Annotated in this window: 19 protein-coding genes and 1 other RNA gene; 4 read left to right on the top strand and 16 right to left on the bottom strand. The window is 66.3% G+C overall.

Annotated elements, in window-relative coordinates; all coding sequences use genetic code 11:
- The first annotated feature begins 155 nt into the window (after positions 1-155).
- Positions 156-920, top strand: a complete 765-nt coding sequence (locus ISG32_RS01090; protein ID WP_194769179.1) for a sulfite exporter TauE/SafE family protein — start codon at positions 156-158, stop codon at positions 918-920.
- Between the two features lie 432 nt (positions 921-1,352).
- Here ISG32_RS01090 and ISG32_RS01095 read toward each other — a convergent pair whose 3' ends face one another.
- The 16 genes from ISG32_RS01095 to ISG32_RS01170 form a co-directional block, all read right to left on the bottom strand.
- Positions 1,353-2,246, bottom strand: coding sequence for a LysR family transcriptional regulator (locus ISG32_RS01095; protein ID WP_194769180.1), 894 nt, complete (start codon positions 2,244-2,246; stop codon positions 1,353-1,355).
- 94 nt (positions 2,247-2,340) lie between these two features.
- Positions 2,341-3,504 carry an acyl-CoA dehydrogenase family protein gene (locus tag ISG32_RS01100; RefSeq protein WP_194769181.1) on the bottom strand — a complete coding sequence of 388 codons (1,164 nt, stop codon included), beginning with the start codon at positions 3,502-3,504 and terminating at the stop codon, positions 2,341-2,343.
- 27 nt (positions 3,505-3,531) lie between these two features.
- A complete protein-coding gene (locus ISG32_RS01105; protein WP_194769182.1) occupies positions 3,532-3,924 on the bottom strand; it encodes a cupin domain-containing protein in 393 nt (130 codons plus the stop codon).
- Between the two features lie 17 nt (positions 3,925-3,941).
- Complete coding sequence (locus ISG32_RS01110) at positions 3,942-4,925, bottom strand: Bug family tripartite tricarboxylate transporter substrate binding protein (RefSeq protein ID WP_194769183.1); 984 nt, start codon at positions 4,923-4,925, stop codon at positions 3,942-3,944.
- 159 nt (positions 4,926-5,084) lie between these two features.
- Positions 5,085-7,913: an Hsp70 family protein gene (locus ISG32_RS01115; RefSeq protein WP_194769184.1), complete on the bottom strand. Its 2,829-nt coding sequence runs from the start codon at positions 7,911-7,913 to the stop codon at positions 5,085-5,087.
- A gap of 7 nt (positions 7,914-7,920) precedes the next feature.
- Complete coding sequence (locus ISG32_RS01120; RefSeq protein WP_194769185.1) at positions 7,921-8,547, bottom strand: hypothetical protein; 627 nt, start codon at positions 8,545-8,547, stop codon at positions 7,921-7,923.
- Between the two features lie 31 nt (positions 8,548-8,578).
- Complete coding sequence (locus ISG32_RS01125) at positions 8,579-10,477, bottom strand: Hsp70 family protein (RefSeq protein ID WP_194769186.1); 1,899 nt, start codon at positions 10,475-10,477, stop codon at positions 8,579-8,581.
- A 173-nt stretch (positions 10,478-10,650) separates the two neighbouring features.
- Positions 10,651-11,283, bottom strand: a complete 633-nt coding sequence (locus tag ISG32_RS01130; RefSeq protein WP_194769187.1) for a DUF2760 domain-containing protein — start codon at positions 11,281-11,283, stop codon at positions 10,651-10,653.
- 228 nt (positions 11,284-11,511) lie between these two features.
- Entirely contained in the window at positions 11,512-12,171 is a 660-nt protein-coding gene (locus tag ISG32_RS01135; protein WP_194769188.1) for a glutathione S-transferase family protein, read from the bottom strand.
- 212 nt (positions 12,172-12,383) lie between these two features.
- Positions 12,384-13,376, bottom strand: coding sequence for a Bug family tripartite tricarboxylate transporter substrate binding protein (locus ISG32_RS01140; RefSeq protein WP_194769189.1), 993 nt, complete (start codon positions 13,374-13,376; stop codon positions 12,384-12,386).
- A gap of 57 nt (positions 13,377-13,433) precedes the next feature.
- A complete protein-coding gene (locus tag ISG32_RS01145) occupies positions 13,434-15,158 on the bottom strand; it encodes an acetyl/propionyl/methylcrotonyl-CoA carboxylase subunit alpha (RefSeq protein WP_194769190.1) in 1,725 nt (574 codons plus the stop codon).
- Between the two features lie 13 nt (positions 15,159-15,171).
- Positions 15,172-16,773 carry a 5-oxoprolinase subunit B/C family protein gene (locus ISG32_RS01150; protein ID WP_194769691.1) on the bottom strand — a complete coding sequence of 534 codons (1,602 nt, stop codon included), beginning with the start codon at positions 16,771-16,773 and terminating at the stop codon, positions 15,172-15,174.
- A 40-nt stretch (positions 16,774-16,813) separates the two neighbouring features.
- A complete protein-coding gene (locus ISG32_RS01155) occupies positions 16,814-17,572 on the bottom strand; it encodes a LamB/YcsF family protein (RefSeq protein WP_194769692.1) in 759 nt (252 codons plus the stop codon).
- Positions 17,573-17,602: 30 nt separating this feature from the next.
- A complete protein-coding gene (pcp, locus tag ISG32_RS01160) occupies positions 17,603-18,274 on the bottom strand; it encodes a pyroglutamyl-peptidase I (RefSeq protein ID WP_194769191.1) in 672 nt (223 codons plus the stop codon).
- 44 nt (positions 18,275-18,318) lie between these two features.
- On the bottom strand, positions 18,319-19,272 hold the full coding sequence (locus ISG32_RS01165) for a DUF979 domain-containing protein (RefSeq protein ID WP_194769192.1): 954 nt from the start codon (positions 19,270-19,272) through the stop codon (positions 18,319-18,321).
- An 8-nt stretch (positions 19,273-19,280) separates the two neighbouring features.
- Complete coding sequence (locus ISG32_RS01170) at positions 19,281-20,012, bottom strand: DUF969 domain-containing protein (RefSeq protein WP_194769193.1); 732 nt, start codon at positions 20,010-20,012, stop codon at positions 19,281-19,283.
- A gap of 360 nt (positions 20,013-20,372) precedes the next feature.
- Between ISG32_RS01170 and ISG32_RS01175 the strand changes: the two genes are divergently transcribed.
- From ISG32_RS01175 to rnpB, 3 genes are all read left to right on the top strand, one after another.
- Positions 20,373-21,047, top strand: coding sequence for a GntR family transcriptional regulator (locus ISG32_RS01175; RefSeq protein WP_194769194.1), 675 nt, complete (start codon positions 20,373-20,375; stop codon positions 21,045-21,047).
- A gap of 54 nt (positions 21,048-21,101) precedes the next feature.
- Complete coding sequence (ruvB, locus tag ISG32_RS01180) at positions 21,102-22,160, top strand: Holliday junction branch migration DNA helicase RuvB (protein ID WP_194769195.1); 1,059 nt, start codon at positions 21,102-21,104, stop codon at positions 22,158-22,160.
- 623 nt (positions 22,161-22,783) lie between these two features.
- Positions 22,784-23,103: RNase P RNA component class A (gene rnpB, locus ISG32_RS01185), an RNA gene on the top strand.
- Positions 23,104-23,115 lie beyond the last annotated feature (12 nt).

Here is a 23,115-nt window from a genome sequence, read left to right on the forward strand (position 1 = left end):
CAGCTTGGCCGCTGTTAAGCAGTATTGCGTTCAGGTGGCGTAACGGGCGGCCCGAGTCGGCCTAACATGCATCCCATGGACGATGCCGCGAGTCTCCTGTCCAAAGAGACCCGCGGCATGGCCATGTAGAGTCACGACAACGAGAGACACAACGCATGGATTTCTTCGCGCAATGGGGCCTGCTCCTCGCTGCGGCCTTCGTGGCCGGGGCGCTCAATTCCGTCGCCGGCGGCGGCAGCTTTCTGACCCTGCCCGCGCTGGTCTTCACCGGCGTGCCTCCGGTCATCGCCAACGCCACCGGCACCGTCGCGCTGTTCCCCGGCTATGTCGCGGGCGCCTGGGGCTTTCGCGAAGACATGCAGCCGCCGCCCGGCCTGTCGATGCGCACGGTGGTCATCACCTCGCTGATCGGCGGCATGGCAGGCGCCGCGCTGCTGCTGGTCACCCCGGACGCCGTGTTCCGCAAGGTCGTGCCCTGGCTGCTGCTCGCGGCCACCGCCATGTTCGCCTTCGGCCCCCAACTGCGCGCCTGGGCCGCCAAGGAGGCCCATCCCGGACAGACCGCATCGCCCATCAAGGGCATTCTCGGCATGCTGGCGGTCGCGGTCTACGGCGGCTATTTCAACGGCGGCCTCGGCATCCTGCTGCTCGCGCTGTTCGGCCTGCTCGGCCAGACGAATCTGCACGCGATGAACGGCATGAAGAATCTGGTCTCGGCACTGCTGACCGCCATCGCGGTCGCCATCTACGCCGTCGGCGGACTGGTGCAATGGAAGCAGGCGCTGATCATGATGATCGCAGCCACTTTGGGTGGCTACATTGGTGCCCGTCTGGCGCGCAAGGTGCCTGCGACCTGGTTGCGATGGGGCATCGTAGCCACAGGCCTGATCATGGCCATCCTGTTCTTCATGCGGGGCTGACCTGATTTCTTCGCGGTGGATTGGATCGTGACGCCGCCTTTGGCGGCGATGGGTCCATCATTTTGGGGCGACGATATGTGCCATCCCGCGTCGTTGCGCTTCCTTGTCGTGCGCTTGCACTGATCTGCGGAAGCGACGCCTAGCGCTATGGCCCATCTCGTCGTTGTGGTGCTTGCACGATCGCTCGCTGGGCTTCGTAGGCCCACTCCGGCTTGCCGGGCGGCCATGGAGAGGCTGCGATGAACTTGGAAAATTTCACGCGCGAAGCGCCGGCAGATGCGGCAGTGAGCGCATTCTTTGAATCACCCCCACAACGGCAAGATCGCCCTTGAGACGCGACGCGCTGCCGCAGACAGTATGCCCATACGGCAAGGCTGCGCAACAAAGTATCAAGGGCGATATTGCCGCCTTGAAACGATCAACGAACCAATCTCAAAGTGATTCAGCCTGAACGCAGGAGCGAACGGTTTCGACCAGGGCGGAGAGAAGCACCCGATCATCGGATTTGCGCCAGGCCATGATCGCGGGGGTGAGCATCTTCACGCCGCGCAGCGGAAGAAACCGCACCCCATGGATTCCCGCCTTCGCCATGCAGGCGGGCACCAGCGCCACTCCGCATCCTGTCGACACCAGCGCGACGACGGTGAGCCACTGCCTTGCGGCGTGGCTGGTGCGGGGGTGGATTCCGGCCTGATGCATGCAGGCCATCACGTTGTCGTAGTTGGCGGGCGAGACATCGCGGGAGAACATCACGAAATCCTCGCGTGCGATCTGGGTGAGTTCGATGTCGGCATTCGCCGCGAGCGGGTGGCTTGCGGGCAGGCAGGCCACCAGCACTTCGGATTCGAGCGGCAGCATGACCAGCTCGTCGGGCGGAAAGCCGATGTTGAGAAAACCCACGTCGATGTCGCCCGAGGCGAGCGCGCGCAGCTGCTCGCCGGTGGACATCTCGTGCATGCACAGCTCGACGTTGGGCCGCGCGGTCTCGAAGGCCTTGCAGTACTGGGGCACGTTGCGGTAGACCATCGATCCGGTGATGCCAACATCCAGACGACCTTCGGTGCCCTGGGCCACGCTGCGCACCACGTCGGCCGCGCGCTGCAGTTGCGCGAGCACCTTGCGGGCTTCCAGCAGAAACGCCTCGCCCGCAGGCGTGAGCCGCACGTGCTTGGCGTCGCGTTCGACCAGCAGCACGCCGAGGTCTTCCTCCAGCGTCTTGAGCGCCGTGGACAGCGGGGGCTGGGTGATGAACAGACGCTGCGCCGCGCGACCGAAATGGCGTTCTTCGGCGAGCACGACAAAGTAGCGGAGCAGATGGGTTTTCATGAACGCGATATCTTGCATCCATCCACCGGCTTTGGACACGGGCATCCAACTGGCGTTTTCCCGGACGTTCATGTGAGCGCGCTGGCCGGCGGAGTCAGTACGACTTGGGAAGACCCAGTACCTTTTCCGCGATGAAGTTCATGATCATCTGCGGGCTTACCGGCGCGAGGCGCGGAATCCATGATTCGCGCATGTAGCGCTCGACGTGGTATTCCTTGGCGTAACCCATGCCGCCGAGCGTGAAGATCGCCGTCTCGCAAGCCTTGCCGCAGGCCTCGGCGCCGAGGTATTTGGCGGCGTTGGCCTCGGCTCCGCAGGGCAGGTGGCGGTCGTAGAGAAAGGCGGCCTTCTGCACCATGAGATGCGCGGATTCGAGCTGCATCCACGACAGCGCGAGCGGATGCTGTATGCCCTGATTCTTGCCGATGGGGCGGTCGAAGACGATGCGCTCGTTGGCATAGCGCGTGGCGCGGGCGAGGGCGGCGCGGCCCAGTCCCACGGCCTCCGCCGCGATCAGTATGCGCTCGGGGTTGAGTCCGTGCAGGATGTACGAAAAGCCCTTGTGTTCCTCGCCCACGCGGTCTTCGACGGGAATGCGCAGGCCGTCGATGAAGACCTGGTTGGAGTCCACGCACTTGCGCCCGAGCTTGTCGATCTCGCGGATCTCCATGGTGCTGCGGTCGACGTCGGTGTAGAACAGGCTCAGGCCGTCCGTGCCCTGGCATTCTTCGATGGGCTTGGTGCGCGCGAGCAGCAGGATCTTGTTGGCGACCTGCGCGGTCGAGATCCACACCTTCTGGCCGTGCACGATGTAGTGGTCGCCTTGACGCTCGGCGCGGGTCTTGAGCTTGAGCGTGTTGAGCCCGGTGTTGGGCTCGGTCACGCCGAAGCAGGCCTTGTCCTTGCCTGCGATGAGCGGTGGCAGCCAGCGCTTTTTCTGCTCCTCGGTGCCGAACACCACGACTGGATGCAGGCCGAAGATGTTCATGTGCACCGCCGATGCGCCCGACAGGCCCGCGCCGGTTTCGGCAATGGTGTGCATCATCAGCGCGGCTTCGCTGATGCCGAGGCCCGCACCGCCGTATTCCTCGGGCATGGCGATGCCGAGCCAGCCGGCATCGGCCAGCGCCCTGTGAAAGTCGTCGGGAAAGCCGCCATCGCGGTCCTTCTTGAGCCAGTAGTCGTCGTCGAAGGGGTGGCACACGCGCGCGATCGCGTCGCGGATCTGCTCTTGCTGTTCGTTCAGGAGAAAGTCCATGGTCGGGGTTCGCTTTCGCTTTAGGGTTCAGGCGGGGCGGCGCACGCGCTCGGGGTTTTCGGCGTAGGGCGGGCTGTAGATCACGAGCAGCCGCACCGGCGTGTCGCTCGTCACGCGGAAGATGTGCATGCGGTCTTCGGGGAAGAAGCAGGTGTCGCCGGGCTGCATCTGAAAGCGCTCGCCCTCGATCTCGACCTCGGCCGTGCCCTCCAGCAGATAACAGGCCTGCTCCATGCCTGGGTGGGCATGCGGCAGCGCGCCGCCGCCTTTCTCGAGCGTGCCGAGCACGACCTCCATGTGTTTCGCGCCCACGTTGGCCGCGCTGACCAGCCGGCGGTTCACCGTGCCATGGTGGTTGGCGGGGCTGTAGCCCTCGACGTCCTGCTCGCGGATCAGGTATTTGCTTGTCGTGTTTGTCATGGTGCCGGTCATGCGCGTCACTCCTTCTCGATGCCGGCCTGCTTGATCAGCTTGCCCCAGTAGGCGAGCTGATCGTTCACGTAGCCGGCGAATTCCTCGGGCGTCTTCGTGGGCCAGACTTCGAAGCCCACGCCCGCGAGCTGCTCGCGCACGGCCTTGTCGGCCAGAATCACCTGCAGCTCGGCGTTGATGCGGTCCACGACCTCCTTGGGCGTGTGCGCTGGCGCGAAGATGCCGTTCCACGAGGTGAGGTCAAAGCCCGCGATCGTCTTGCCGATGGGCGGCAGATTCGGCAGCAGGCTCGAGCCTTTGGCGGCGGTCACGCCGAGCGCGCGCACGCGATCGCTTTTGATCATGCTCCAGCTCGATCCGAGATCCGCGACGTAGACTTGGATCTGGTCGCCCATCAGGTCGGTCAACGCCTGGGGGCTCGACTTGTACGGCACCTTGGTGATCTGCAGCCTGGAGATGAATTTGATGGTCTCCAAGGCCACTTCGGAGGTGCTGTTGGGCGTGCCGTAGGAGAGCTTGTCGGGATGGGCCTTGGCGTAGTCGAGCAGTTCCTGCACGCTCTTGACCGGCAGTTTGGGACTGACCACCAGCGCGAACGGCAGCTCGCCCACGCGGGCGATCGGCGTGAAGTCCTTGATGGGGTCGTACTTGAGGCTTTTGAACAGCCACGGGTTCGCCGAGTGCGAGGTGTTCGTGGTCATGAAGAGCGTGTAGCCATCGGGCTTGGCCTTGGCCGCGAACTGCGCGCCGATCTGCGCGCTGGCACCGGCACGGTTGTCCACGATGACCGATTGCTTGAGCCGCTCGCCGAGCTTCTGGGCGACGACGCGCGCGACCGCATCGGTGCCGCTGCCGGCCGCGAACGGCACGACCAGCGTGATCGTGCCGGCGCCGGGGTAGGGCACCTGTGCCGACGCGAGGCCCGTGACGGCCAGGGCGCCCGCGAGCGTGGACGCCTTGAGAAGCCTGAGGAAAGCGGAACGCTGCATGAACATGCTGGATGTCTCCTTGAATCCAACGCCGTGTCGTGTCTGCCATTCATTCGGCTTCCGGCGTTGGGCTCATGGTGCGCAGTTCAAGTATTCGCGTCCAATTCCTTTTGGCGAGTCAATGATTCGTTTTGGAGATGCTTGGCGAACCCAGCGCGCTCAGCGCAGCAGGCTCAGGCCGGGCGGAAGGCTGTCGCCGAAGCTGCGCTTGCGGTCCTCGGCATCCATCTCCTGCACCGACCGCACGAGCTCCATCCAGCGCTCGGGCGCGCCGGACGTTCTGAGCTTGTCGAGCACGGCGGCGCGCTGGGCATCGCTCATGTCGCGCGCCCGGTCGCCGGTCATGCGGGCGATCTGCACGGCCGCGAACATCGCGGTTTCGTTTCTTCGCCAGTCCTGCGCGAGCGTGGCGTCGAGAAATTCGGAGGCAGGTCCCGGCGGCATGGTCAGATGCGCGTTGGCCGCCACCGGCTGGCGCGCGGCGATGCGGCCGATCGCCCACCAGGTCTGCGGTGTCTCGTCCGCGCGCTTGAGGCGCGAGAGCATCCACTGGCCCATCTCCTGGCGGTACTGCCAGGGCACGGCCTCCATCGCGGCGAAAAGGCGCAGCATGTCCTCATAGCTGCCGTGCGTGGACTTGCCCGCGCTGCGCTGCGTGGTCTGCTGCACTGCCTTCTGCATCTGGCCCGCGACGTCCTCGAGCACCTGCATCTGCTGCGCTTCGTTCAGACCTGCGGCCACGCGCCGCCAGAACACCCACCACTCGGTCCAGTTGGCCGACTCCTTGCCGTAGGCGATGCCCTGATCGTAGAGCTGCCAGATCTGCGCGATGCGCCAGTCGTCGAGCTCCGCGCCCACGCCGGGGCGCAGGCACCAACCGGCGAGATTGAGCCATACGCGCTCGTGCTCGGCGGAGCGGCGACGGCGTCTGGTGCGCGCGAGCAGCGCGTCGAACAACGCGCGCAACGCGGCCACGCACCACGACTCGCGCGGGCCGAGCACCTTCTCGATGGCCTGCCGCAGTTGGCGCACTTCCTTGGCCGTGACCTCCTTGGCCTGCGTGCCGAAGATGCGGTCGATCTGTTCGATGGCGGCGCTGAGCAGCGAGCCTGATTTCGTCGCGGAGTTCTCGTCGTCCAGTGCATCGTCGCCCGTCTGCGCGCGCAGATCGAAGGGCAGCAGCCATGGCTCCGCGCCTTCGTCGGCATTGTCGGCCGAAATGCAGCGCACCTCGAGCGTGCCCACTTCGGTCATGCAGGCCTGCAGTTGCACCTCGACCGACGTGCGTTTGGCTGCGGTATCGGAAGCGTGCAGCACGGTGGCGAGAGGCGGCAGTCTCAACCAGCCTTCGCCGTGCAGCGTGATCAGTTGCCCGGCCTGAAAGGGTTGATCGCTGAGGCTGTTGGACACGAGTTCAAAACGCACCGCCTGCCCCAGCTTGAGCGCGAAGCGCCGCCCGGTCAGCGTGATGCGTGTGCCTTCCTGCGTGCCGCGCGGCAGCAGGCACAGGCCCTGTGCGGCGGCGCCGGGTTGGCCGCGCAGCACCAGCCAGTAGCTGCGCGCCGCGCCGCCGCCGATGCGAGGCAGAGCGGCGACAGGTTGTTGGTGGTGGGCGCGGGCCGCCTGCGCCTCGTCGAGCGTCAGTCCGTACGCCGCCGCACCGCGCGCCACGGCCCAGTCGGGATGCGGGTTGTGCAGCACGCGCACGGCGCTGCCGCGCCATTGCTGGAGCTGTGCGGTGAGCCGTTCGACCAGCGCATGGGCATGGAAAACGCCGCCGTTGAGCAGCACGGTGTCGGGCAGTTCGCCTGCCGCGTGCTGCGAGAGAAACTGCGCCAGATGCCGCGAGATGGCCGCATCGGCGGGATAGGGCAGGCCGAAGCCGCGCAGCGCTCCCTGGCGTTTGGCGGGCGCATCGCCGATGGCCGCCAGCGGCAGAAAGCCTTCGACGATCCACGAGCGTACGTCCTCGCGCGTCAGCACGGCCGAGCGCGTCTGCGCCATCAGGCGCGAGCCGCTGCCGAGCAGGGTGACAGTGACCGTCGCGGGCGCTTGCTCGGCCAGCAGCTGGATCTTCGCGATGCGGCAGCGCTGCACGAGCTGCGCAAAGCGCGTGGCGGGCAGGCGCTGTTCGCCGGGAGCGAAAAACTGCGGCTCGAGGCGGTGCGCGAGCGCCAGATCCATGTTGTCGCCGCCGAGCATGAGATGCTCGCCGACGGCGATGCGGTTGAGCGCGGGCTGCGCGTCGGCATCGGGGGATGGCTCCACGCGGATCAGCGTGAGGTCGGTGGTGCCGCCGCCCACGTCGACGACGAGCACCAGTCTGCTGTCCTTGAGCTGCGCCTTGAGCTGCTCGCCCTGCAGCACCAGCCAGTCGTGAAACGCGGCCTTGGGTTCTTCGAGCAGACGCACCTGCGGCAGACCGGCGAGCCTTGCGGCCTCCAGCGTCAGGGCGCGCGCGCCTTCGTCAAACGATGCGGGCACCGTGAGCACGACGATCTGCCGCGCGAGCGGCGCGTCGGGGTGCGCGGCATCCCACGCGGCCTTCACATGGGCGAGATAGCTGGCGGATGCGGTGACGGGCGAAATCTTGTGCACGTCCTCCGCAGCGCCCCAGGGCAGGATCGCCGCGCTGCGGTCCACGCCCGTGTGCGAGAGCCAGCTCTTGGCGCTGGCCACAAGGCGCGACGGCACGGCCGCGCCCAGATCGCGCGCCCAGCGGCCGACGACGGCGGGAGTGGCGGCACTCGCGTCCATGGTGGGCCAGGGCTTCTGCCATGCGGCCTCGCCGAGTTCACCGACGGCCCCGTGATAGCGCACCGAGGGCAGCAGCGGCTGCGCGGAAATCTCGTCCGGCGCGGTGCGCTGCGGGATCTGCAGCAGTTCGATGCCGACGCCGGCATCCGTCAACGAAACCGAGGCGGCCACCGTGTTGCTGGTGCCGAGGTCGATGCCGACGACATGGGTCGCTGCAGGTACGGTGGTCATTGCAAGATCAGAGCAAGGCTTGAATGTCTCTGAGAAGCGCGGGACGCGATTCGACGATCACGAGCGGCACGGCGATCCAGTTCTCCGCGTGGTCCTTCGCGGGCAGCAGGCGCATGTACATGCACACGGGCAGCGCGAACTTGGCCAGCAGCGTCATCTGCAGCGGCAGCAGCGCGTTGAAGCCCGAGGCGAAATAGTCCGGGGTGGTGATCAGGTCGATGTAGCGGCCATGTTCGAGACCGCGCAGCTGAAAGTGGCTCGACTGCGCGGTCACCACGTCCTGACCGTCGCGCTGCGATTTGCTGCGCACCTGAAACGTCGAGAGATGCCCCTGCACCCAGCCGAATTCCGACATCGAACGCTCGGCGTATTCGCTCACGTTCACCGCCGGTTGCTCGGTCAGATCGGGCCAGATCTCCATCAGCATCCGCGACGAGGACACGTCAAACGAGCGCATCTCTCGCGCGCTGACCTCGGCGGAAAACGGAAGCGTGTTCGCGCCGGATTTCTTGCCTTGCGGGCGGGTGATGGTGGTCGGCGCGGGCTCGCCCGTTGCGAGTTCGTAGCGGTCGGCGACAAAGTCCTTGTCCAGATAGACGAGGCTGTCGAGCAAAGATTGGTGCAGGGTGGACATGGTGCGTTCGTCTACAGGATCGGGTCCTGGGTCATTGCTGCTCGTCGGCGGTGCTTTCGGCGGTCGTTTCGGCGCGCACGTCGAACTCTACCTTCCAGCGCTCGCTGCCGCCCACGGGAACGGCGTTGAGCTCAAGCGTGCCGATGTCGGTCACGCGCGCATGCAGCGTCACGGGCACGACGTCGCCCGCGCTGCGGCCTTCGGCGGGCAGCAGGGCTTCGATTTCCTGCAGCTCGACCAGTTCATCGGGGCCCCAGAAATCGAGCATCGTGCCCACGGCATCGCTGCGGCGCACGGACGAGCCGAAGAAGCGCAGGCGCACCGGCTCGCCGACCACGAGGCCGAACTCTTCGCCGTCGAGCGCCACTTCCGAGCCTTCTTCCAGGCCGAACGGCGCGAGGCACAGCGCAGAAATGGGCGGCTCCATGCCGGGAATCGCGGGCATGTTGGACTCGATGCCGACGTAGTACGACTGCGCCGTGCCGCCGCGGATGCGCACGCCACGGCCCTGGCGCACATGGCCGTAGTAGGCCGCGCCGCGCGCGACCGCGAGATCGAGGTTCGCGCCGTCGAGCACGCGCAGCGCGGGTGCGCCCTCAGCCGTCAGCCAGCCGTTGATGACATCGATGATGCGCTGCTCGATCTGGGTGGACTTGAGTACGCCGCCGTTGAACAGGACCGCCGACGGATGCAGGAATGCGGCGCCCTGCGGCTGCGTGCCCTGCAGGCCGTCGATCTGCTCGGTGGCTCCTGCCTGGCGCGCGAGGAAGGCCGCGAGGTGGCGGGTGACGGCCGCGTCCTGCGCATAGGGCAGGCCGAGCTGCGTGAGCGCGGAGCGGGCGCGCGTCTGCGGCTTGTCGCTTGCGGCCACCTTGGGAAAGAAGCCTTCGACCAGCATGGCCAGCACTTCGGCGCGCGTGAGTTCGGTGCGGATGCTGCCGCCGATCAGCTTGCTGCCGCGGCTGGGCACGACGACCGCAACGCTCTGCAGATTCTCATCGGCGAGCAGCTGCTCCTTGGCCGCGCGGCAGCCGTGCGAGAGAGAGCGCGTCTGCCACGCGTCGAGCTGTTTGCCCTCGGCGGCGAGCTTGCGCGCAAGGCCGTAGGCCAGCGCCAGATCCATGTTGTCGCCGCCGAGCAGAATGTGCTCGCCCACGGCCACGCGCTGCAGTTCGAGATTGCCCTCGCGCTCCAGCACGGCGATCAGCGAGAGGTCGGTCGTGCCGCCACCCACGTCGACGACGAGGATGATGTCGCCGTTCTTCACCTGCTTGCGCCACTGGCCGCCGCTTTGCTGGATCCAGCTGTAGAGCGCGGCCTGCGGCTCTTCGAGCAGCGTGAGGTTCTGAAAACCCGCGTTGCGGCAGGCTTCGGCGGTCAGCTCGCGCGCGGCAGGATCGAACGACGCGGGAATGGTGACGGTGATGTCCTGCTCGTCAAACGGCGCTTCCGGATGCGCGTTGTTCCACGCCCAGCGCAGATGCTTGAGATAGCGCGTCGAGGCTTCGAGCGGCGACACACGCGCGACTTCCGGCGGCGCATCGGAGGGCAGGATCGCCGCGCGGCGATCCACGCCCGGATGGCACAGCCAGCTCTTGGCGCTGCTCACCAGACGGATGGGCGTGTTCGCACCGCGCGTGCGCGCCAGCTCGCCGACGATGAAGCTCTGCTCGCCCGCGCCCGGCAGCGCCATGTCGGCGGCGGTCAGCTCGGTCTCGTGCGGCAGATAGAGGAAGGACGGCAGCAGCGGCTTGCCCTCCACGCTCGCGGGCGCGGTGAGCTGCGGCACGCTCAGCACTTGCTGATCGACCTTGTCGCCATCACTGGCGGTCTTGTCCACATACGACAGCGCGCAGTGCGTGGTGCCCAGATCGATGCCGATGCAGAACAGGGCATTGGGATTGGAGTGGGAGGAAGAAGACGAGTCCATAAAAATTCTTTGCAATCAAACGAGGCGCAATCAGGCGCACATTCTTCGTTGTAGCGCGGCGTCGCCCATCAAAAGGCCGCGGAGCAGGCCATACCAGCAGACGCCGAGCAAGAGCCGCCTCGCGGCGAAGGCGTCGTCCCCCAGGGGGAAGGCGCGAAGCGACTCAGGGGGAGTCACAGCTCCACTTCGGCCTGGGCCACGATCTCGGCGGCCTTCTCATCGGTCAGCTGCGGCAGCTGCATCCGGGTCACCTTCCAGCCACGGTGCGTGAGCGTGCCGGTGAACGGCGCCTGACCCACGACGTTGCCGGTGAGCCGGATCGCCGTGGTGTCGAAGCCGGGCGCGACGGTGATGCGGCTGCCTTCGGCTTCATCGCGCACGGGGGCGAGCGTGAAGTGCTCCTTGAGCACCTTGCGGCAGCCCTCATGCACCACGCGCGCGGCCGCGCCGATCTCGGCGTCGGTGTAGTGCTTCACCTCTTCCTGGATGAAGTCCACGAAGCGCGCCTCGCGCTGCATCAGGCCCAGCACCTGCAGGGCCGCCGTGTCGGTCGGCACGCGGATCTGCACCGTGCGCTCGATGATCTTCTCGACGGGGACTTCCACGCGGGTCGCGACGATCTTCTCGACCGGCACTTCGATGCGCACTTCCCGAGGTTCGGGCGTGGGCACGTCGGCAGCGAGCGCTTCGCCGCCGCGCAGACGGGTGATGTCGCCCGCCAGGCGCGCATTGCCCAGAATGGCAAAGAAACTGCCGATGGCAATCGCGACGCGACTGAAAAACGAGGGGGGATTCTGTTGGGTCATATCGTGGGTCCCGAAGTGCGATTCGGGTGCAACCCCGGCCAACTCGTGTGCTGGCGCCGGAGAGGGGACAAAAGGGGCTCGCTCAGTCGCTCAGCGGAAATCGTCGGGATGAAATCAGTCCCCAGGACCCGCCGCTGGCACGTGCACGCGCATGCGCGAGGGGCTCCATGTTACCGAAAGCAGGCAACCCCAGCGTCACTGCGGGGCTTGGAGGCGTCGCGGTGCGTTTCAATCCCGCTTCGGCGCGCCCAGCGGAAAGAAATGCCGGAACGGCCGGGCTTCGTCCACCGCCCGTGCAAAGGACGGGCGTGCGAGCAGCCGGGCGTGGTAGGCCTTGAGGGTGGGGCAGTCGTCGGGAATCGCCACCGTCCAGTCCGCATAGAACAGCGACGGAGCGGCCGCGCAGTCGGCCATGCTGAAGTCGCAGCCTGCCGCCCAGACGCGTCCGGCCAGCCTTTCATCCAGCCAGCGGTAGGCGATGGCGAGCTTGTCCTCGGCCTGCGCCATGCCGTCGCGGCGCCTGGCCTCATCCCCCGAGAGCGCGCCGAACACGGCGGCCTGCATCGGGGCCATCACATGCAGGTCGAAGAAGCGATCCATGAAGCGCACCTCGAGCGCCGCGCCGGCGTCGGTGGGAATCAGGCGCACGGGGCCGGGGTGGCGCAGTTGCAGATGCTCGATGACGATGCTGCTCTCGGCCACGGTGAGGCCGTCGTCCACCAGCACCGGAAACTTGCGCAGCGGCCAGCGCGCGGACCAGTCTGCGACGTGATCGGGATGTTCGGGGCCGATGCAGCGGAACTCGAACGGCGTCCGGTTTTCGTAGAGCGCGATCAGCGCCTTCTGGGTGTAGGAGGAGAAGGGATGACCGTAGAGGGCGAGGGGCATGGCGTGACTCCCTGTGCAGATCATCGATCCGCAGGGTGCAGGTCGATGATGGAATGTACCCAGAATGCCGACGATGCAGCATTGAAAATATCTCAAACCCGAGCGGCCGGAATCGGGCCGGGCAAAAAGCAAAAATGGCCCGCTGCACAAGGCAACGGGCCATTTCTCATCGAGTGCCGGCGATCGGCTTCAAACGTGATCGCGCATCGCCCTCACTCCGCCGTGATCTTGGCGAATTTCACCAGCTCGGCGTACTTGCCCATGTCGCTGCGGATGATCTGGGCGAGGTCTTCATCGCCCTTGGCGGCGGGGGCACCGGCGGCGTCGAGGCGCGCGCGGATGGCGGGATCCGCAAGGCCCGCCTTGAGGGCCGCCTTCAGCTTGCTCACGACCTCGGGTGGCAGACCCTTGGGGCCCGCGAAGGCGAACCAGCCGTTGAGCGCATAGCCCTTGAGCGACGGGCTTTCGCTGAGCGCGGGGATGTCCTTCATGGATGCCACGCGGGTGGCCGTGGTCACGCCGAGAGCCGTCATGCGGCCTTCCTTGATGAACGGGGCCGCGAGCGATTGGGAGATGACGCCGAAGTCCAGCGTGCCGCCCGCCAGGTCGCTGACCATCGCGGCCGAGCCCTTGTAGGGGATGTGCGCGAGATCGACGCCCGCGATCTTCTTGATCAGCTCGCCGGAGAAGTGCGGCGTGGAGCCGACGCCGGGGCTGCCGTAGCTGTACTTGCCGGGATTGGCCTTGGCCAGAGCGACGAACTCCTCGGCGGTCTTGACCTTCATGCTCGAGCCGGCCACCCAGATGTTGGGGGCGATGGCGGCGAGGCCGATGGGCGTCAGGTCCACGGAAGGATCGTATTTCTGCGCCGCGTTGACGAACTTGGTGCCCGCCATTTCATTGCTCGAACCGGCCATCAGCGTGTAGCCATCGGGCTTGGAACTGACCACGCGCTGCGCGCCGACCACGCCCGCTGCGCCGGGAATGTTCTCGACGACCACCGTCGCGTTGAGGTGGGTGGTCAGCATCTCGGCGATGATGCGGCCGACCATGTCGACCGAGCCACCGGGCGCGAACGGAACGATCAGGCGGATCGGCTTGTTGGGGTAGTTGGCCTGCGCGATGGCGGGGCCTGCCAGCGTCAGAGCGGACATCGCGGCGGCCGTGGCCACCAGCGCGCGTCGTGAAATCAGTGGTTGAGTCATGTGGGTCCTGTGGTGATCGGGGTTGAAGGCGGGGAAGTGGGTCGGGCCAGCGCTGCGTCAGGCGATGCGCGCCAGCGCCGCGCCCAGCGTCTGCGCCGTGCCGGCTTGGGCCAGCAGCGCGATCTTTCCGCTCTTGTGCGCGGTCACCTGCATTTCCATCTTCATCGCCTCCATCACCGCGATCACGTCGCCTTCGTTCACGGTGTCGCCGTCCTGCACCTTCCAGGCGTGCAGATTGCCCGCGATGGGGGATTCGACGGTGTTCGGATCGGCCGCCGGGGCGGGGGCGGCCTGGCTGGCGGAGCCGGGCGCGGCGGCAAGACCTTGCAGCAGCGCGGCGGGCAGGCCGAGGGTGACGCGCCTGCCGTCGATCTCGATGGCGGTGCGGGTGAGCGTGGTGTCGGCCAGCGGCTCGGCGCGCACGGCGGCGGCCAAGGGCTCGGTGAACTCGGTCTCGATCCAGCGGGTGTGGACCTTGAAACCGTCTGCGCCCTCAAAATCGGCCTGATTCACCACGGCGCGGTGGAACGGCAATACCGAGGCCACGCCGTCGATCTGGAATTCCTTCAACGCGCGGCGGGCACGCACGAGGGCCTGTTCACGGGTGGCACCGGTGACGATGAGCTTGGCCATCATCGAATCGAACGAGCCCGAGATGACCGAGCCGGTCTGCACGCCAGAGTCGACGCGCACGCCGGGGCCGCCCGGGGCGTCGAAGCGGGTGATCTTGCCGGGCGTGGGGAGGAAGCCACGGCCGACGTCTTCCGCGTTGATGCGGAATTCGAACGAGTGGCCGGTGGGCCGGGGCGTTGCGGTGATCGACAGCGGCAGGCCGTCGGCCACGCGCAGCTGCTCGACGACGAGGTCGACGCCCGTGGTCTGCTCGGTCACCGGGTGCTCGACCTGCAGGCGGGTGTTGACTTCGAGGAAGGAGATCGCGCCGCTCTGGCTCAGCAGATATTCCACCGTGCCCGCGCTCACATAGCCGGCCTTGGCGCAGATGGCGCGTGCGGACTCGTGGATGCGCTCGCGCTGCTCGTCGCTGATGAAGGGCGCGGGAGCCTCTTCGACCAGCTTCTGGTTGCGGCGCTGCAGCGAGCAGTCGCGCGTGCCGAGCACGACCACGTTGCCGTGGGTGTCGGCGATCACCTGGGCCTCGATGTGGCGCGGCTTGTCGAGGAACTGCTCGACGAAGCACTCGCCACGACCAAAGGCGGTGATGGCCTCGCGGGTGGCCGACGCGAACAGCTCTTCGACCTCGTCCATGCGCCACGCGATCTTCATGCCGCGACCCCCGCCGCCGAATGCGGCCTTGATGATGATGGGCAGACCGTGCTGCTCGGCAAAGGCCAGCACCTCGCTGGCGTCCTTCACCGGATCCTTGGTGCCCGCGACGAGCGGCGCTCCCACATCGAGCGCCACCTTGCGCGCGCTGACCTTGTCGCCGAGCAGGGCGATGGTCTCGGGTCGGGGGCCGATCCAGATCAGGCCCGCATTGAGGACGGCGCTGGCAAAGGCTTCGCTTTCCGACAGAAAGCCGTAGCCGGGGTGCACCGCGTCGGCGCCGCTTTTCTTCGCGATGTCGATGATCTTGGCGATGTTGAGATAGCTGTCCGCAGGACGCTCGCCGCTCAGGCCATAGGCCTCGTCGGCCATGCGCACATGCTGCGCGTCGATGTCGGAGTCGGCATAGATGGCGACGGATTTCACACCGTAGTCTGCGCAGGCGCGAGCCACTCGGACGGCGATCTCACCACGGTTGGCAATCAGTACTTTTTTCATGGCGATGTTCTCTTCAGGCGTTGGGGACGGATGCAGCGGGCGTCAGCTCGCTGAACCGGCGAATGGGGTTGAAGCGCAGCCACGCACCCACGGGGATCTGGCCCGCGCGGTCGAGGTGGTGCGGGGCGACGCAGGCGATCACGGGGTAGCCGCCGGTCAGGGGATGGTCCGCAAGGAACAGCACGGGCTGGCCGTTGGCGGGCACCTGCAGCGCGCCGAGCGGCGTGCCCTCGCTGGGCAGCTCGGCCGTGATGGTGCGCGTGAGCGGCACCTCGCCCGCGATGCGCAGGCCCACGCGGTTGGACTGCGGCGTGACCTGCCAGCGCTGGGCGCACAGCAGCTCGACGGCCTCTGGCATGAACCAGTCGGTGCGCGGGCCGAACTCGATGTCGAGCACCACGTCGTTCTCGAGCGTGGGCAGATCATCGGGCGGCATTGCGGTGTCGCCGACGATCTGGCCTGCAGCGCGGTGAACGCCCAGCACATCGCCTGCCTTGAGCGGCGCGGGGCCCACGTTGGCGAGGGTGTCGGTGGCGCAGCTGTCGAGGATCGGCGTCACGTCGAAGCCGCCGCGCACCGCCACGTAGCAGCGCGCGCCCGCCGCAGGCTGGCCGATGGCCAGCGTGTCGCCATCGGCCATCGGGATGGGCGCGTAGCGCGCGGCATTCCAGCGTTGGCCGTCGGCGGTAGTGATCGTGATGGGAGCGTCGGCGCCCGTCACCGCGACCACGTTGTCGCCACGGCTCCTGAGCTGCAGGCCGCCGCCCACGGTCTCGAGCGCAGCGACATGGCTGGCGTTGCCGACGAGGCGGTTCGCCGTCTTGAGCGCAACCTGGTCCATCGCGCCAGAGGCCGACACGCCCTGGCCCGCCTGGCCATGGCGCCCCGTGTCCTGGAACACGGTGAGCAGGCCGGTCGCGCGCACCAGCAGTGCATGGGCGCTGGCGGACGATGCGGGCTTTTCAGCGGCCTTGGGCGCCGTGGTTTCCGCAGCGGCGGGCAGCTTGGCCGCGTCCACGAATCGCACGCGGTAGCCGGGCTGCAGCAAGGCGGGCAGGGGGCGCGAGAGGTCCCACATCGGCGTTTCGGTCACGCCGAGCAACTGCCAGCCGCCGGGGCTGGCCTGCGGGTAGACCGCGCTGAAGGTGCCCGCAAGCGCCACGGAACCCGCTGGCACCTTGGTGCGCGGCGAGCTGCGGCGGGGCACGTTGAAGATCGGGTCGCCGCCGCTCAGGTAGCCGAAGCCCGGCGCGAAGCCGGTGAAGGCGACGGTGTATTCGCTGCCGGTGTGGCGGGCAATGACTTCCTCTTGGCTGATGCCGAGGATCTGCGCCACATCGGCCAGGTCCTCGCCGTTGTAGTACACGGGGATTTCCACGAGCACGTCGCTGCGTTCGGCGCGCGCGTCGAGCTTGCGCGAGGCGATCTCGGTCACCACCTGCGCGGCCGTTGTGGCCGAGGCGCGAAAGTACACAAGAATCGTCCTGGCGGCCGGAACCAGCTCCTGCACGCCGTGCACCGGCGTGCGCTGCAGCGAGGCCAGCAGCGCCAGCGTGTCGTCCAGATCGGCGAGTTCCACCATCAACGCGTTGCGGTTGACAGGCAGAAATCGCATGGTGTTTTTTTCGACGGTCATCGTGCGCTTTCCTGAGTCTTCATTGCACGAACGAGGCGATCGCGATGCCGTCGCGCGTGAAGCGCTCGCGCAGATTGAGCGCGATGGAGACGGCGCCGGGGCTGTCGCCGTGCACGCAGATCGAGTCGGCTTCGATGCGCACGGTGCTGCCGTCGATGGCGGTCACCGCGCCGTCGCGAACGAGCTTGACCATGCGCTCGGTGATCTCGCTTTCATCGTGCAGCACGGCACCCGGCAGGGTGCGCGAGACCAGCTCGCCGCCCGGCGTGTAGGCGCGGTCGGCAAAGGCTTCGGCGACCACGGTGAGGCCCGCTTCGCGCGCCCACTGGATCAGCGGCGCGCCTGCGAGCGCAACCAGCACGAGCGACTTGTCGATCTCGAGCAGCGCCTTGATCACATCGCCCGCCTGACGCTTGTCCTGGGCGATCTTGTTGTAGAGCGCGCCGTGGGGCTTCACATATTTGACGCTCGTGCCCGCGGCCTGCGCGAGGCCCTGCAGCGCGCCGATCTGGTAGATCACGCTGGCGATGAGGTCGGCGCTGCCGATGTCCATGTTGCGGCGGCCGAAGCCCACCAGATCGGGGTATGCCACATGCGCGCCGACGGTGACGTTGCGCTCCTTGGCGGCCTTGAGCGTCTTGAGGATGCCCGCCGGATCGCCCGCGTGAAAACCGCAGGCCACGTTGGCGCTGCTCACGATGTCGAGCATTGCGGCGTCGTCGCCCATGCTCCATGCGCCAAAGCTCTCGCCGAGGTCGCTGTTGAGGTCCATTTTCATCATGATGCTTCTCTTGTTGGTGTGGCCGGTTCAGGAGATCTGGCCTGCGGTGACGCGCAGGTCCTGCTCCACCGTCATGGCGGCGTGCAGTGCTGCGCGGATGCCCTTGACCTGCGAGGCCAGATCCATGCCGGCATTGCTCGGGTTCTTGTCCTTCATGTCGGGCAGCGGCGGCACGTGAATGAAGCCACCGCGCGCGCCGGGGGCTGCTGCGCTATGCGCGAGGCTGTGCATCACCGCATAGAAGATGTGGTTGCAGACAAAGGTTCCGGCGGTGTTGGAGACCGACGCGGCTACGCCCGTGTCGAGCATGGCGCGCGTCATGGCCTTGATCGGCAAGGTGGAGAAGTAGGCCGAGGGGCCGCCTTGCACCACTTGCGTGTCCACGGGTTGATTGCCCGCGTTGTCCGCGATGCGCGCATCATCCAGATTGATGGCCACGCGCTCCGGTGTGATGTCGCTGCGGTTGCCCGCAAAACCCAGCGCCACGACCAGCACGGGCCGGTAGCGCGCGATGGCCTGATCCAGCGCCTCGATCGAATCGCCGAACACGCAGGGCAGCTCGACGCCGTGCACCGTGGCTCCGGCGATGACCTCGCCATCGAGCGCGCGGGCGATCTCCCATGCGGGGTTGATCGGATCGTTCTCGAAGGGCTCGAAGCCGGTCAGCAGGATCGTGGGGGCGGAGTTTCGAATGGACATGCGGGAATCCTTCTCGTGGGCTGTGGACGTTGGGCTGGCGGTGATCAACGGAACATCAGGAAATACAGGATGAACACATTGGCGACCAGAAGCAAGAGCGCCGTGGGAATCTGCGCCTTGATCACCGCGTTCTTGTCGATCTCCAGCAGCGCGGCGGGCACGAGGTTGAAGTTCGCGGCCATCGGCGTCATCAGCGTGCCGCAGTAGCCCGAAAGCATGCCCACGGCGGCCATCACGGCCGGGTCGCCACCGAAGTGGTGGACCAGCACCGGCACGCCCACGCCGCCGGTCATCACCGGGAAGGCAGCGAAGCCGTTGCCCATGATGACGGTGAACAGCGCCATGCCGATCACGTAGACCGCGACGGCGATGAACTTGATGTCCATGTTGATGTAGGTGGTCGTCACATAGGCCACGGCCTTGCCCACGCCCGCGTCCGAGAACACGAGGCCGAGCATGCCCAGCATCTGCGGCAGCACCAGTGCCCAGCCGAGCGCGTCGGTGAGGCGCCAGGATTCACGCATGCCCTGCACGGGCGACTCGCGCGTGAGCCAGCAGGCGAGGATCAGCGCGATCACGCAGCCCACGCCCAGGCTCACCAGCGTGGTGTTCTTGGGGTCGAGCAGCGGTGTGCCGCCGATGACCAGGTGCTTGGCCGACAGCGTGCCGATCATGGTGATCAGCGGAATCGCGAGGGCCGGCACGAAGAGCTTGTTGCCAAGGCGCTTGGCGCTTTCCAGATATTGCGCGTCGGTGCGGGGCTGGTGCTTGCCACCGGCCACGCCGCCAAAGCCCGCGATCACGGCCATGATCACGGCCATGAGACCGATCCACATGGGCGGGATCACGTCGCCCGCAAGGAACACGACCGCATAGATCGCCCAGAAAGCGGCACTGGAGAAGCGGCGTGGATTGGTCGCGTCGCGAACCGTGAGCAGCGCCGTGACGGCCAGGATGAAGCCGATCAGGTAGTAGAGGTGTTGAATCGTCAGCGTCATGTTCGTGCTCACTTGCTGTTGTTGTTATTGCCGTTGGACGATGCGGCGGACTCGGCGGCGATTTCCTTGGCCAGCGACGCGTCGAGACGGTGCAGGCGGATCGCGTGGATCACGAAGGCGGTGACGGCGGTCGGGATGCCCCAGAGCGCGACGTGGATCGGCTCGACCTCGATGCCGGCTTCCTTGAGGAAGGTGGTCATCAGCACGATGGCGCCGAACGCCACGAAGATGTCTTCACCGAAGAACAGGCCCACGTTGTCGGTGGCGGCCGAGAACGCGCGCAGCTTGTCGCGCACCTTCTGCGAGAGCTTGCCGTAGCGGTTCTCGGTGGCGCCTTCGGCCATCGGCGCGAGCAGCGGGCGCACCATCTGCGGATGCCCGCCGAGGCTGGTCAGGCCGACGGCTGCGGTCAGCTGGCGCGCGGCCAGATAGACGATGAAAAGACGCCCGGCGGTGGCCGACTTGATGTTGCTGATCCAGCGCTGCGCATGCTGGCGCAGGCCGTGGCGCTCGAGCAGGCCGATGATGGCCAGCGGCAGCAGGATGATCAGCGGCAGATTGCGCGTCTTCACGAAACCGGTGCCGATGGTGGTCAGCACTTTTTCGATGGGAAAGCCTGCGGCGAGCGCAGTTCCGATGGCGGTGACGATCACCACCAGCATCGGATTGAAGCGCAGCACGAAGCCCGCAATGATGATGGCCACGCCTATCAGCGGCCAGAGGTTGACGTCGGTTGGCATGTTGTGTTTCCTTCTAGTGACGGCGACGGGAGAGGTGGGCGGACGCGACCTGAAACCACGGAGGGGCAACCGGTTGCGGCTTCTTGTCGGGCGTTTTTTCTCTTGCGCTGCAAGAGATCGCACAGGATCAACAGGCACTGTTGGAGAGTCTGTTTTACAAATGCGAATTAATTGTCAGACAATGCTGTATTTTCATAAGACAATGCAGTGGTCGGCATAGGTGAAACCCCTAGTATTTGTAACTGCGGGCGGTTTCCCTCGGAGTTGTGCGGTGGCCGCCGCATTCGATCGCCATCGCGCCATGCGGGCAGCGGCGTGGATACACTGGAGCATCCGCTACAAAAACAGATGCACCAGACCATGTCCCGCACCTCCGACGCACAGAACCTCACCGACCGCATCGCGGAGCTGTTGCGGGAGAAGCTCATCCTGGGCGAATGGGCACCGGGGCAGCGCCTCTCGGAGGCGGCGATCTGTGAAAGCCTGGACATCTCGCGCAGCACCGTGCGCGAGGCGTTCCGCCTGCTGACCAAGGAAGGCCTGCTGTCGCACGAGCCGAACAAGGGCGTCTCGGTCGTGGTGCCGAGCATCGCGTCGATCATCGACATCTACCGCGTGCGCCGCATGATCGAATGCCAGGCGCTTGCCCAGGGCTACCCCATGCATCCCGCGCGCGAACGCATGCGCGAGGCGGTGCAGAAGGCGCAGACCTGCCGCGTCGAAGAAGACTGGCTTGGCGTGGGCACGGCCAACATGGCGTTTCACAAGGCGGTGGTCGAGCTGGCCGACAGCGAGCGCCTGAACGTGATGTTCTCCCACCTGCTTGCCGAACTGCGCGTGGCCTTCGGCCTGATGCAGGACCCGCACTTTCTGCACGCGCCGTATGTGGACATGAACCAGCAGATCCTCGCGCTGTTCGAATCCGGCAAACCCGCCGAGGCGGCGACGTCGCTCAACGACTACCTGGTGCACTCCGAGCGGCTGATCCTCGCGGCCTACGCACGCCGTTTGGCGGAAAAGGGCATCAAGGGATAATGTGAGCCACGGCCCCGCGAACTTTGCGGCGAGGCCGTTCTTCCCCACGCCCGCATGACCATCCACACCGACGATTTCGCTCCCGTACCCCCACATCAGCAGCGCGTGGTTTCCGCCGCGCCCGCATCTCCGCAGGAAGATGCTCTGGAGCGCGCACTGCGCCCCAAGCTGCTCGATGAATACGTCGGCCAGTCAAAGGCCCGCGAGCAGCTCGAAATTTTCATCGGCGCGGCACGCAAGCGCTCAGAAGCGCTGGACCACGTGCTGCTGTTTGGACCCCCGGGCCTCGGCAAGACCACGCTCAGCCACATCATCGCCGCCGAGTTGGGCGTGAACCTGCGCCAGACCTCGGGCCCGGTGCTCGAAAAGCCCAAGGATCTGGCCGCGCTGCTGACCAATCTGGAGCGCAACGACGTGCTCTTCATCGACGAAATCCACCGCCTGTCGCCGGTCGTCGAGGAAATTCTGTACCCCGCGCTGGAGGACTACCAGATCGACATCATGATCGGCGAAGGCCCGGCGGCCCGCTCGATCAAGCTCGATCTGCAGCCCTTCACGCTGGTCGGCGCGACCACCCGCGCCGGCATGCTGACCAACCCGCTGCGCGACCGCTTCGGCATCGTCGCGCGGCTCGAGTTCTACACCCCCGAAGAACTCGCCAAGATCGTCAAGCGCAGTGCCGGCCTGCTCGGCGCGCCCATCGATGACGAAGGCGGGTTTGAAATCGCCCGCCGCTCACGCGGCACCCCCCGCATCGCCAACCGTCTGTTGCGCCGCGTGCGCGACTACGCCGATGTGAAGGGCGACGGCCGCATCACCCTGGACATCGCGCAGCGCGCGCTGACCATGCTCGATGTCGATCCGCAGGGCTTCGACGTCATGGACCGCAAACTGCTTGAAGCAGTGATCCATCGCTTTGATGGCGGGCCGGTGGGGCTGGACAACATCGCGGCGAGCATCGGCGAGGAGAGCGGGACGATCGAGGATGTGATCGAGCCTTATTTGATTCAGCAGGGGTATCTGCAGAGGACGCCTCGCGGGCGGGTGGCGACGCTCGCGGCGTTTCGGCATCTGGGGGTTGCGCCGCCCAGCGGCGCCGGTGGATTGTTTTGAGGCTGGTTGCCTCGGGGGCTCGTTTTTCTTTTGCTGCTTTGCTGTGTTGCTGAGGGCAGAGGCCGGGAGTTCCGCCCGGCGGCGGAGTCACTTTTTGCTTGCGCGCAAAAAGTAACCCAAAACGCGCTTTTCAATACCCGCGGCAGAACTCGCTTTGCGCTTCGCGCGCCGCTCGGGCAACCGCCGCGAGTCAGAGTTTTCATAAGAGGTGTGTTCGGCACATCGCTTCGCTCGTGCCGTGCATCTCGCGACTTCGCGAGATGCTGGTGCGTCCGCGCTGCGCGATTTTTTGACTTGCTCGCTGGATCAACCGCGCTCAAAAGAGCAGTGGGCATTTGCGCCCAACCCAACTCTGCAAGCCCTCCGGCACGAGCGAAGCGAAGTGCCGCAACACCTCTTCCAAACTGATTTCCGGCGGTTGCCCGAGCGGAGTGACGAAGGAACGCAGCGAGTTCCGCCGGAGGTATTGAAAGCGCGTTTTTGATTACTTTTTGCGCGCAAGCAAAAAGTGATTGCCCCGCCGGGGGCAGTCCCGGCCTCCGCCCTCAACCCTCACCCAAACACAAAAAAAGAATCACCCCCACCCCAACGAACAAATCAAAGACGGCGATAATCCCAGACGTGAAGCACGCCAGACCGCCGCTGGTGCAATCTCCGAAAGGAGGCACTGGAGGAACGTCCGGACTGCACAGGACAGCGTAGCAGCTAACGGCTGCCCACCGTGAGGTAAGGATCAGAGCAACAGAGACGAGCCGATTGAGTTCGGGTGAAACGGGCAATCTCTACGCGCAGCAATACCAAGTAGGCCAGCGTTGATGTGGTTCCGCAGAGCTGGCGGGTAGGTAGCATCGAGCCGTGGTGGCGACACCCGGCCCAGATTAATGGCGGTCACTCCGTGGGAAACCACGGTGCACAGAATCCGGCTTATCGGCGGGCTTCACACTTTTCTGTTTTC

Source organism: Diaphorobacter caeni (assembly GCF_015354245.1).
In the GTDB taxonomy this organism is placed as follows: domain Bacteria; phylum Pseudomonadota; class Gammaproteobacteria; order Burkholderiales; family Burkholderiaceae_C; genus Diaphorobacter_A; species Diaphorobacter_A caeni.